General features: G+C 39.2%; 8 protein-coding genes. 4 read left to right on the forward strand and 4 right to left on the reverse strand.

All coding sequences use genetic code 11. The features are described from left to right. Window positions 1–304 precede the first annotated feature (304 nt). Both speE and CK510_RS17160 read right to left on the reverse strand, forming a co-directional pair. The gene (gene speE, locus CK510_RS17155; RefSeq protein ID WP_095722871.1) at window positions 305–1,213 is read right to left on the reverse strand and encodes a polyamine aminopropyltransferase; all 909 of its coding nucleotides are present in this window, start codon (window positions 1,211–1,213) and stop codon (window positions 305–307) included. Between the two features lie 216 nt (window positions 1,214–1,429). Continuing rightward, window positions 1,430–2,371, reverse strand: a complete 942-nt coding sequence (locus CK510_RS17160; protein WP_095722872.1) for an N-acetylmuramoyl-L-alanine amidase — start codon at window positions 2,369–2,371, stop codon at window positions 1,430–1,432. Window positions 2,372–2,889: 518 nt separating this feature from the next. Between CK510_RS17160 and CK510_RS17165 the strand changes: the two genes are divergently transcribed. Then, window positions 2,890–4,515: an SGNH/GDSL hydrolase family protein gene (locus CK510_RS17165; protein WP_095722873.1), complete on the forward strand. Its 1,626-nt coding sequence runs from the start codon at window positions 2,890–2,892 to the stop codon at window positions 4,513–4,515. A 160-nt stretch (window positions 4,516–4,675) separates the two neighbouring features. Here the strand turns inward: CK510_RS17165 and CK510_RS17170 are convergent, their stop codons facing one another. Further along, window positions 4,676–4,942, reverse strand: a complete 267-nt coding sequence (locus CK510_RS17170; protein ID WP_095722874.1) for a hypothetical protein — start codon at window positions 4,940–4,942, stop codon at window positions 4,676–4,678. A 233-nt stretch (window positions 4,943–5,175) separates the two neighbouring features. On the opposite strand from CK510_RS17170, the gene bchH reads away from it, so the two are divergent. Continuing rightward, window positions 5,176–8,904: a magnesium chelatase subunit H gene (bchH, locus tag CK510_RS17175; protein WP_095722875.1), complete on the forward strand. Its 3,729-nt coding sequence runs from the start codon at window positions 5,176–5,178 to the stop codon at window positions 8,902–8,904. 241 nt (window positions 8,905–9,145) lie between these two features. On the opposite strand, the gene CK510_RS17180 is transcribed toward bchH, so the two are convergent. Then, a complete protein-coding gene (locus CK510_RS17180) occupies window positions 9,146–10,441 on the reverse strand; it encodes an ABC transporter ATP-binding protein (protein ID WP_095722876.1) in 1,296 nt (431 codons plus the stop codon). 152 nt (window positions 10,442–10,593) lie between these two features. On the opposite strand from CK510_RS17180, the gene CK510_RS17185 reads away from it, so the two are divergent. Then, window positions 10,594–10,794, forward strand: a complete 201-nt coding sequence (locus CK510_RS17185; RefSeq protein ID WP_095722877.1) for a hypothetical protein — start codon at window positions 10,594–10,596, stop codon at window positions 10,792–10,794. 293 nt (window positions 10,795–11,087) lie between these two features. After that, a complete protein-coding gene (locus CK510_RS17190; protein ID WP_095722878.1) occupies window positions 11,088–12,104 on the forward strand; it encodes a sulfate/molybdate ABC transporter ATP-binding protein in 1,017 nt (338 codons plus the stop codon). The last annotated feature ends 336 nt before the right edge of the window (window positions 12,105–12,440 follow it).

The raw sequence follows: 12,440 nt of genomic DNA on the forward strand, positions 1-12,440 counted from the left end.
GCGTACGTTCCACCCTGCGGGTAGACGCGCAAGCGGCTTCTGTAAGTAGCAAGCTACAGAATGACCGAAGAGCATTTTTTTATGTGGGGTTCTCTAAGAATAAATAATAAAAATAAATAATATCCCCGACTTTCTCAAACAATCGGGGACTAAACCTCGTCTACTTTGAGAACTGTAGTTTTCCACAAAGACCTTGAGATTGCTACCCTGCGGGTAGCCACTTTGTGTCTACCTTACGTCGCAATGACGGATTTGAATCTTAAAAAAAACTCCGGGTTTCATCATGGACGAGGTTTATGACATTTTATACTTGAATCATCTTCTGAATATATCCAGGTAATGCAAATGCAGCTTGATGAATATCTGGGTTGTAATAGCGCAAATTATGCTCAAGAGTAAATTGTGCAGCTTTTTCGCGATCGCAATTATTTACGGGGTGATTTCCTTGTTTGGAACAATAGGTTAAACTCCACATTCCCGAAGGATACATGGGGATAAACACCAAGTAAGGATGTACGGAATCAACACCAAAAACCTGCTTGAGGCATTTATTTAAATCCACAAATGCATCGGGATGGAATAGGGGAGATTCGCTTTGGATGGCTACTGTACCATGCGATCGCAAGCAGCGAAATACATCTTCATAAAAGGATTGGGTGAAAAGTCCTTCCGAGGGACCTACAGGGTCTGATGAATCAATTATTACTAAGTCGTAGGAATTCTCTTTTGCTTCTTTGACAAATTTAATCCCATCGTCGATAAGTAAATTTAATTTGGGATGTTCTAAGGCAGAGGAAATAGTTGGTAAAAATTGTTTTGATGCTCTAACTACAACTTCATCAATTTCCACCATTGTCACCCGTTCAATGCCGGGATGACGCACTAATTCGCGAATTGTCCCACCATCACCCGCACCAATTACTAAGACATCTTTAATACCAGAATTAGCAAACATGGGTACGTGGACAATCATCTCGTGATAATTTGCCTCATCCGATTCGGTACACATTACCATCCGATCGATGGTCAGCATTTTGCCTCGGTCGTAGGTATCAAATACTTCCACTGTTTGAAATGGTGATTCCTCTTTGAAGATGCGATCGCCTTTGATCCGAATCGATAATGCGCTTTTTCCGTTGCTATCAATTACCCATTCGCTGGGGTTGAATTGAGTAGATGTTGTGTCGGAAGTAGATGCGGTCGAAGTTGTCATTTTTGATGCACTGCCTCTTAAGCAAAAAGTAAAATTAAAATGCCAACCAATAATTGTACCTGAATGCTGAGGTGTGCAACTCGCGACTTTATAAAAAATAATTAGGTTAAGAAAATTCTTAACCTAACTATTTAGATGTTTTGCGGGATTTTGATTAAATGTTCTACGGGATTTGGATTAGACGTTCCACCGGAACGTCTCTACGATAGGATAAAATTAACCAATCAATTTTTGCCAGCTTACAGGTCCAACAATTCCATCTGCAAGCAACCCATTTTGTCTCTGGAATCTCTTAACTGCATCTTCAGTTTCCGAACCATAAACTCCATCGATTTCTACTCCCATCCTGTGCTGTAGGTAGCGCATAACTGGACCACCTGCATGTTTGGGTCGAATAATTCTTTTTGCTAAAATTTGATTAATTGCCTGCCAAGTTGTATTCCCAGCAATTCCCGTGACTTGTATTTCCGCGATGCGCTGAAATCTTTCGAGGGCTTTTTTTGTTTGCACATCAATCGTATTATCTTCTATCAAAACTTTGCCATCTTGGTCGGTGATTTTGAGTCTATTTAACGCACGTTGTAATCTCAAAACCGTAGTATCAATATTACTCTCTTCATCAGGAACTGGGACAACTGGAGCTTTTGGTAATTGTCCTGTTAAACCCTTCACTATGCCGTTTGCGATCGCTTCGGAATTAAATAATGTCATATCCTTCTGGGAATCGATAAAGCAACTTTCAATTAAGATTGCTGGCATCTTTGTATTTCTCAGTACAAATAAATGAGAACCGTTTTTAATTCCCCGATTAAAAAAACCTAATTTAACGATTTCATCTAATACAGGTTTCGCAGCTTTTCTTCCTTTTTCACCAGTAGCAAATATCTCTGTTCCATTTGCTCGTTGGTTAAAAGCATTAAAGTGAATTGATACAAATAAATCTACTTTTGTATCGTTTGCTTTGTCACATCTTCGTGATAAAGAATCTTTGACGTTACCTGCTCTAACTGGTTTACATTCTATCACTTCATGTCCTAATGCTTTTAATTTTGACATGACTCGATTACCAACATCGAAAGTTAAATTGTCCTCGAATTTGATTCCCCTAGCTCCAGTGTCTGGTGGACAATTATGACCGATATCAATTCCAAATCGCATGGTAAACCTCCATAAGTGTTGTTTGTACGTAAACTTTGCCACGGGGGCAAGATTTACTTTTTACTATCTTCTTGTTTTCGGCAAATTCAGACTTAATACTTTAGTAAACATAAAATCATGTAGTATTTTACACTATACTGCCAAGTTGGTTGTATACAAGTTTGCTACTAAAATTGTCTATTTAACAATCCTTGTTTACTTTAGAGTGTTCCAAAAAATGATCTAAAACCTGTCATTGCGTAGCTTGCTTCTCCGTTTCGGAGTATGGAGCGAAGCGGAATGAAGCAATCGCAAAGTCTTTGAGATTGCTTCGCTACACTCCGTTGCGTAAGCGCTCCGCGCACGCTAAGAGCGAACGCAATGACAATTGGGCATTTTTTTACTTGGAGTACTCTTAGGTCAGTATGCATAAGTAATTTTTATCATACATAAATGCAATTATGTGTGATAGGATATACCTCGCTCATTCTCCATTCATTGAAAATACGATCGAGAATGGATTCAATACAGGGAAAATAATGATACAGGCATCTACTTCGAGATTTCATGACCCGAAAACACCACGAGATGTAAAAATTAGTTTTGAAGCACGAAAGCCAATTACTGACCCAACTCTTGGGATTGTGGTAAATGTATCTAATGTATCTAAGGCTGAAACTCCACAGCATCGTTTAGTGACGATTGGTGATTCCCTAACGCATGGGTTTCAAAGTGGTGCAATTTATAATACTCAGCTTTCATATCCAGCAATAGTTTCTAAGGAACTAGGTTGGGACAAATTACGCTATCCTACTTATGGTGGACCTGGTAATGGAATGCCGTTGAATTTGGAAAAATTAGCCCATGACTTGCAAAAAAAATTGGGAAATGAAATCAATTGGTTGAATGGAGTACCTGTATTTTTGTTTATTCGGCAACAACTCGATGTGATTGAGGATTACTGGGAACGGGGTGAAGGTAAAATATACCCGAATCAGGGTAAAATTAATCATAATTTAGCGGTTTACGGTTGGGATTTGCGGAATACTTTATCGCGCAATGCAGACATCTGTTTAGATGTTATTAGTAAAGCGAAATCGGAAGACGATGTACTTCGGCAAGTTATCAATAATCATAATGAACGTGCTGCTATCTATGTTTTAAATACGGCACGGGATAATCAGGGAAAAGCCTTGACTCCTTTACAAGCGGCAGAATTGCTTGGTGCGGAAGGAAATGAGCAAACCGAAGGAATTGAAACCTTGGTTATCACACTTGGCTCTAACAACGCTTTAGGAAGCATTTTGACATTTAATGTTTCTTGGAGTGATGATGGTTATGATGATATGAGTGTCAACGATAAATATACAGTTTGGCGACCAACTCACTTCAAAGCTGAATTAGATTTATTAGTGGCAGAAGTGAAGAAAATTCGCGCTAGACATGTAATTTTCGCAACAGTTCCCCATCTGACGATCGCACCTTTTGCCCGTGGTGTCGGTGATAAAGCTCGGAATAAGTCACGTTATTTTTCATACTACACGTTACCGTGGATTCACGACCAAGATTTTAACCCAGAGAAGCATCCACACATCACCGAAAATGAAGCCAGGGCAATCGACAGTGCCATTGACCAATATAATGAATCGATAACAGAAGTGGTACGTCAGGCGCGTTTACAGGGGAAGGATTGGTATTTATTTGAACTTTGTGGACTACTTGACCGTTTTGCTTCCCGTCGCTATATCGAAGACCCTGATGCTCGTCCTGACTGGTGGAATAGCGTTGGAGGTGAGTATAAATTGCCACCGGAACTGGATGCGATTTCACCTGCTTTAACTTCATTATTTTTCCGTTCCGAGATGAAAAAAGGTCGAACTCAGGGTGGTTTATTTTCAATTGATGGGATTCATCCGACTACGGTAGGTTATGGAATTATGGCACAGGAAATAATTAAAATTATGCAGTTGGCTGGGGTAAAATTTTATGAAAGCGATGGCAAGACTCAGCGATTCGGGGAAGTTAAGGTTGATTTTGGCGATTTAATTACTAAGGATACATTAATTTCCCAAACCCCAGAGAATGTAGACAATATGTTTAATTTTATTGGTGGAATTGATAAGAATTTCAATTTATTTAGCGGGATGTTGAAGAAGAATTATTAAATTTAAGAAATTGCAAAAAACCCACAGATGCAACGAATGCTGATGTAGGTTTTTTGTTGTGTTTAATAACTAGATGGTTAAATAACTAAATATTGTATGCATCTATCCCTGACTTAATTCGCGAATTAAATAAAGAGCGATCGCATATTTTAATCACTAGTTAGCTGAATACCAAAGCTGGTTCTTCGCAAAAATTGAATACGGCAGAATCTGATTCAGACTCATCTTCGTATGTGCAGCAAATATACCACTCACATGGAGAATCATTGGTGTATTCTGCCCAAGCGATCGTTGCTGTTTCACCAGATGGGATACCTTCATCTCCTAATGTGAATTGTGACCATTCTTCATCATCTAGAGATACCCAAAGCTCTGTAATTGCCAAGTCAGCTTGATTTTCGACGGTAAAAGTAAATTCGTCTGACATAATAATAAACCTTTCAGCGATAAATAGGTTACAGTTTCTCAGTCACTTATTATACTCACCCTGCCGGGGGGTGTTCTCAGTGGATTCGCTGAAAAATTTATGAAAGAGGAGATATTTGGGCTGTTGATGAGAAGAATGAAAGTCGCGTTACGGATTTTATTGTCTTCACCACTGGATGCTGGAATGCTTACAATGTAAGGTAAAGAAAAATTTATTCTTCTTTACTTTTAAACATGAAACGTATAGTTTTAATTGCTGGATTTGAATCATTTAATGCTGACTTGTACCGCAAAGCTGCCGAATTGGCGGTTTCGCGATGTCCTGAATTAGAGATACGGATTTTTTGCGATCGCGATATCACTAGTAAACCGGATGACGTTGAAAAAGCACTCCTGGGGGCAGATGTATTTTTTGGCAGTTTGTTGTTTGATTATGACCAAGTGATGTGGTTGTGCGATACTCCTACCCTGCGGGAAGCTAACGCAACGGAGTCACTTCGTGAACGCGTTTCCCAAATTCCCATCCGATTGGTGTTTGAGTCTGCTTTGGAATTGATGGGATTAACTAAAATTGGGGAATTTGCCATTGGTGATAAACCGAAAGGAATGCCTAAACCTGTAAAGTTTATTTTAGATAAATTCAGTAATGGACGTGAGGAAGATAAGCTTGCGGGTTATATTAGTTTTCTGAAAATTGGTCCAAAATTACTTAAGTTTATTCCTGTTCAAAAAGTCCAAGATTTACGTAACTGGTTAATTATCTATGGGTATTGGAATGCGGGGGGTATTGAAAATGTCGCTGCTTTATTTTGGATATTAGCAGAAAAATATTTAAACCTCCCAGTTGGGGATATTCCCGCAATTATCGAAACCCCAAATATCGGGTTACTTCATCCCGATTATCAAGGTTATTTTGAATCACCACGGGAATATTTGGAATGGTATAAAAAGAGGAAAATACCCAATTCCCAATGTCCAGTAATTGGTATTCTCCTTTATCGCAAACACGTAATTACGAAACTACCTTATATTCCCCAACTTATCCGCAAATTTGAAAATGCAGGTTTAATTCCTTTACCTATATTTATTAATGGTGTGGAAGGACATGTTGCTGTTCGTGATTTGATGACAACTGAGTATGAAATAGAGCAGAAAAAACTAGGTAATATTGAAATCAAATCTTTATCCCCAGAAGCGGTAAAAGTAGATGCAATCGTCTCTACCATCGGTTTCCCCCTTGTAGGTGGTCCAGCAGGCTCGATGGAAGCAGGACGACAGGTTGAAGTAGCAAAACGTATATTAACTGCCAAGAATGTACCGTATTTTGTTGCTGCTCCGTTGTTAATTCAAGATATCCATTCCTGGACACGTCAGGGAATTGGGGGGTTGCAAAGTGTTGTATTGTATGCATTGCCGGAATTAGATGGTGCGATCGATACTGTTCCCCTTGGTGGTTTAGTGGGGGAAGATATTTATTTAGTTCCGGAACGGGTAAATCGTTTAATTGGTAGGGTTAAAAGTTGGATTAATTTAAGACGAAAACCTGAATCGGAGCGGAAAATAGCTGTGATTTTATATGGTTTTCCTCCTGGTTATGGTGCTACGGGAACAGCAGCTTTATTAAATGTTCCTCGTAGTTTAATTAAGTTTCTTGGAGCATTGAAAAAGCAAGGTTATAAAGTCGATAATTTGCCGGAAGATGGTGAGGAGTTAATTCGTTTGGTGAAAGTGGCAGATGAGGAGGTTAAAACCGCAGATGGACGCGGATTAACGCAGATGGATGGAGTTAATATTAGTAATACTGTTAATGTTCGTACTTTGGAAAAATGGCTGGGTTATTTGCAAACAAAGCGGATTGAGAAACAATGGAAATCTTTAACAGAGAGCGGAATTAAAACTTTTGGAGATGAATTTCAAATTGGGGGAATTAACTTAGGAAATATTTGGATAGGGGTACAACCACCTTTGGGTATTCAAGGTGATCCAATGCGGTTAATGTTTGAACGGGATATGACACCACATCCCCAGTATGCAGCATATTACAAATGGTTGCAGAATGAATTTCAGGCAGATGCGATCGTGCATTTTGGAATGCATGGAACTGTGGAATGGTTGCCTGGTTCTCCGTTAGGAAATACTGGTTATTCTTGGTCGGATATTTTGTTAGGTGATTTACCTAATTTGTATATTTATGCTGCGAATAATCCATCGGAATCTATTTTAGCAAAACGTCGTGGTTATGGTGTTTTAATTTCCCATAATGTTCCCCCTTATGGACGTGCAGGGTTATATAAGGATTTAGTAACTTTGCGTGAATTAATTGCTGAATATCGCGAAGATACGGAAAAAAATTACTTGTTGAAGGAAGCAATTTGTAAAAAGATTATTGATACGGGTTTGGATACTGATTGTCCGTTTGAAGAAGCTAAAAAATTGGGAATATCATTTAGTTCTGAAAATATTTTTATGTTTAGTAATCATCTATTTAATGATTATTTAATTAAATTATATGAGTATTTGCAAATTTTAGAAAACCGATTATTCTCTTCCGGATTACATGTATTAGGTGAAGCCCCAAATGAAGAAAAAATGCGATCGTATCTAAATGCCTACTTTGAAAACCAGACATCTCAACCCCTCTGCGACTCTGCGACTCTGAGTGAAATCGAAGCTTTATTAATGCAAAATACCGATGAATTAACCAATCTTTTACGCGGTTTAAATGGCGAATATATCCCTCCTGCCCCTGGTGGTGACTTGTTACGGGATGGTGCTGGGGTATTACCAACTGGGAGAAATATTCATGCTTTAGACCCTTATAGAATGCCTTCTGCGGCTGCTTATGAAAGAGGTCGAGAAATTGCCCAAAAAATCATTAAACAGAATTTACAAGATAGTGGAAAATATCCGGAAACTGTAGCCGTAATGTTATGGGGTTTAGATGCAATTAGAACCAAAGGTGAATCATTAGGTATTCTTTTAGAATTAGTTGGTGCGGAACCGATTAAAGAAGGAACTGGACGCATTGTTAGATATGAATTGAAACCTTTGGATGAAGTTGGACATCCTCGAATTGATGCACTTGCAAATTTGTCGGGTATTTTCCGCGATAGTTTTGTGAATATTATTGAGTTATTAGATGATTTATTTCAACGTGCAGCAGATGCAGATGAATTAGAGGAAGAAAACTTTATTCGTAAACATGCTTTAGCTTTAAAAGCGCAAGGTGTGGAAAATGCCTCTGCAAGATTATTTTCTAACCCATCAGGTGATTTTGGCTCTTTAGTAAATGACCAAGTTGTTGACGGTAATTGGGAATCTGGAGATGAGTTAGCAAATACTTGGCAAAGTCGAAATTCCTTTAGTTTTGGCAGAAAAGATAAAGGACAAGCACGTCCAGAAATTTTAAAAGAATTACTAAATACAACTAGTCAAATTGTCCAAGAAATTGACTCGGTTGAATATGGTTTGACTGACATTCAAGAGTATTATGCAAATACTGGGGGTTTGAAAAAAGCTGCCGAAAAAACAAGTGGTAAAAAGGTAAATGCTAGCTTTGTCGAAAGTTTCTCGAAAGACACAACACCACGAAAATTAGATGATTTATTACGAATGGAATACCGCAGTAAATTACTAAATCCTAAATGGGCTGAAGCAATGTCAAATCAAGGTTCAGGTGGTGCTTATGAGATATCTCAACGGATGACAGCATTAATTGGTTGGGGTGGAACTGTGGATTTTCATGATGATTGGGTTTACGAACAAGCAACAGAAACCTATGCATTAGATACAGAAATGGCTGATAAATTGCGTCAAGCAAATCCAGAGGCTTTTCGTAATATTATTGGCAGGATGTTGGAAGCACATGGACGTGGTTTTTGGAATGCAAGTGACGATAAATTGCAGAAGTTACGGGAACTATATGATGTCACCGATGAGCAATTAGAAGGAGTTGTGGTTTAAATTTAGGTTGGATAGTAAAGACATTTCATCAAAATATCTTTACTATTCATGTCATGTTCGCTTATCTAAAATGAATAAACTCGTGCAGAGACGCAGAAACGCAAAGAATATAAAGAGTTTTTCGTAAACTAAGCTATATTTATTCAGTCAAATAGCACCAATAATTTCTTGCAACCAAGCTTGATTTTCTGGACTTAATGAAGGATGGATTTTGCATAACTTACATTAACACCTACTAAATCTATAGTAGCGGTAATATTGGGGAAGTTTTTGGATAGATTGCTAATTCGGTTTCTGGGTCGAAAAAGTGGATTTTTTCCGGTGTAATTGACAACCAAATTTTTTCACCTACTTTCACAGTTCTATCTGGTGGGATTCTTACTTGCAGAGCATTAGTCAAAATCGCTTTCCGTTCAAATCCAGTAATAATTAATTGGGCAGAAAGATAAGTGTCATTACCCAAATTCTCAACTAACTCGATTTCTACAGGTAAATTCTTGTTCGCTGGGACACCTACCATTAAATGTTCGGGACGAATTCCTAAAATTAACGTACGTCCATCATACGGGAGCAACGCACTACTCCAAACCTCCGGTAACGTCATCCGGAAATCACCATTAGTAATTAATTGAGGTGCATGAAACTCCACCGGAATAAAATTCATTGGTGGAGAACCAATAAACTCAGCAACAAAGCGGTTTGCTGGACGATTATACAATTCCAAAGGTGCTGCAACCTGTTGTAACTGTCCTTGATTTAAAATAGCAATGCGATCGCCCATTGTCATCGCTTCAGTTTGGTCATGGGTAACGTAAATTGTTGTTGTTCCCAGTTGACGCTGTAATTTGACGATTTGAGCGCGAGTTTCCGCACGCAACTTAGCATCGAGGTTTGATAACGGTTCATCCATGAGAAACACTTGGGGATTGCGCGCGATCGCACGTCCCAATGCTACCCTTTGTCTTTGTCCCCCTGATAGCTGTTTGGGTAATCTATTTAATAACCCTTCTATTTGTAATAATTCTGCGACTTTCTTCACTATGCGATAAACAGATTTCTCTTTCTCGGAAATATACCGCAATCCTTTGGGTAATTTTCTGGTGACTTCCACTAGCAAATTTTCCCCAAATTGAGAAAATCCCTTTGCCTCAACCTCTTCCCCTTGTTTTGTGCGACGACGCAATCCAAAGGCAATATTATCGTACACGGTCATGTGGGGATAAAGCGCATAATTTTGAAACACCATCGCAATATCCCGCTCTTTTGGGGGCAAATTATTCACCAGGTTGTCACCAACCGAAATATTTCCCCCAGTCATGGTTTCCAACCCGGCAATTATCCGCAATAAAGTACTCTTACCACAGCCAGATGGTCCAACCAATACCATAAATTCCCCCGAAGCAACGGTGAGGTTTATCCTTCTCAATACACTCACACCTTCATTTTTCGGAGTTTCTGCCTTTTTGTCAGTCGCTGTACTTTCCTCTTGACGGTGAGGAAAACTTTTGTAAACATTTTCTAAAATAACTTGCGTCACAATAAATAGTTAGTTGGGTATTGGGTTAGTGGTTAGAACCAAGAATATGTAAGTAATTCAGCGCTTATAATACACGCTCAACGCGGTTAGAAAAAGTAAAAAAATAGCTTTCTGGAGAAAATCACCAGGAATAAACAGGGGAGAGGATAGATATGAATACTAATTTAGCTTCCGCTCATGACATTGTAGACGTACAGAATACCGATTGTTGCATTGTTGGTGGTGGTTCAGCAGGAGAGTTATACATCCAGGTAAATCTGACATCACAATTTCGTTTTCTTCTTCCGTTGCGATCGCTTGATTGTTGCTACTCGGCTAATAATTTACCGCAAGATTCAGAATTAACAGAATAAGTAATCGTGCAGAATTATTTACACATGAGTTTCTAGTCCAGGCAAAGGTTTCATCCCTTAGTTTTGTGTAATTAATTTTGTTTAAGGGCATTTCGGCAAAATGTTCTTATAGCAACCTCTAGATAAAGCGATCGCGTCCACCGACACACTGGAGAAAGTGACCCTCAGTACCATAATCTAGGAAACGGGAATACTTATTTGGAATAAGACCTGTATAGAACCTGTCTTATTATGGTATATATTAAATCACGGTATTCCGACTAATAAGCCGTAGATTGTGAAGGTGATTAACCGTGGGTATAGTAGTAGAGAACGTATCGAAGCAGTTTGGCAGTTTTCAAGCAGTCAATGACGTTAGTTTAGAGATAGAAAGCGGTTCTTTAGTCGCTTTATTGGGACCATCCGGTTCGGGTAAATCTACTTTACTACGGTTAATTTCCGGCTTGGAATTACCCGATAGCGGTAGAATTTTACTGACTGGCAAAGATGCGACATATCAAAGCGTGCAGAAACGGAACATTGGCTTTGTCTTCCAGCACTATGCTCTATTTAAGCATTTGACGGTCAGACAAAACATCGCTTTTGGTTTGGAGATTCGCAAAGCCAAAAAAACTAGAGTCAAAACTAGAGTTGAAGAATTGCTGGAATTAGTCCAATTATCTGGATTGGGTGATAGATACCCATCCCAGCTTTCAGGTGGACAAAGACAAAGGGTGGCTTTAGCAAGGGCTTTAGCAGTGGAACCGAATGTATTGTTGCTGGATGAACCATTTGGCGCACTTGATGCTAAAGTCCGCAAGGATTTACGTGCTTGGTTACGTCGATTGCATGATGAGGTAAATGTTACTACAGTTTTTGTCACCCACGACCAAGAAGAAGCGATGGAAGTTTCCGACGAGATTGTGGTGATGAATAAAGGTTGTGTCGAACAAGTGGGAACTCCTGCGGAAATTTACGACCATCCCGCTTCGGCGTTTGTGATGAGTTTTATTGGTCCAGTGAATGTACTGCCCAGTTCATCAAAGATTTTCCAGCGTAATGGTTTCGATTCGACAAATCCAGAAATGTTTCTCCGTCCCCAAGACATTATTGTAGATACCAGTCCCAACGGTACAACCGTACCTGCCAGGGTGAGTCGGTTAATCCATCTAGGTTGGGAAATCCAAGTAGAATTGACATTAGAAGATGGACAGGTGATGACAGCCCATTTATCACGCGATCGCTTTGATGAGTTGAATTTGGAACCCCAGCAAAAGGTATATGTGAAACCGAAGGATGCCAAGTCATTCCCCCTTTATTACTCTATTTAAATCTCTGTTTCCTTTCGACAATTTGAATACATTAGCCTGGTTTCGACTTGAAGCTAGGCTTTTGTATTGTTACATTCTTCGTCCCATCTGTGGGAAAAAAATATTGTAATTAGATTAAGAGTAAGCCACAAAATGAATGATCCTGTGTTGTCATGCTGAGGAACGTAGACGAAAGACTTCCCGAAGGGTAGCATCTACGCGAGATTCTAGCCTGCGGCAACGCGTTCGCGCAGCGTGTCGCTTTGCGACTCAGCGCGTACGTTCCTCAGAATGACATTGGGCATTTCTTTCTGTGGAGTTCTCTAACTAATTTAAGTTAAAACTAATAACTGTGAG

Origin of the sequence: Brunnivagina elsteri CCALA 953, assembly GCF_002289455.1 — a bacterium.
GTDB lineage: Bacteria > Cyanobacteriota > Cyanobacteriia > Cyanobacteriales > Nostocaceae > Brunnivagina > Brunnivagina elsteri.

Bases quoted from the DNA above. Each gene is read 5' to 3' on its own strand.
- CK510_RS17185 (WP_095722877.1), top strand. From the start codon at position 10,594: ATGAATACTAATTTAGCTTCCGCTCATGACATTGTAGACGTACAGAAT.
- CK510_RS17165 (WP_095722873.1), top strand. From the start codon at position 2,890: ATGATACAGGCATCTACTTCGAGATTTCATGACCCGAAAACACCACGA.
- CK510_RS17170 (WP_095722874.1), bottom strand. From the start codon at position 4,942: ATGTCAGACGAATTTACTTTTACCGTCGAAAATCAAGCTGACTTGGCA.
- bchH (WP_095722875.1), top strand. From the start codon at position 5,176: ATGAAACGTATAGTTTTAATTGCTGGATTTGAATCATTTAATGCTGAC.
- CK510_RS17160 (WP_095722872.1), bottom strand. From the start codon at position 2,371: ATGCGATTTGGAATTGATATCGGTCATAATTGTCCACCAGACACTGGA.
- speE (WP_095722871.1), bottom strand. From the start codon at position 1,213: ATGACAACTTCGACCGCATCTACTTCCGACACAACATCTACTCAATTC.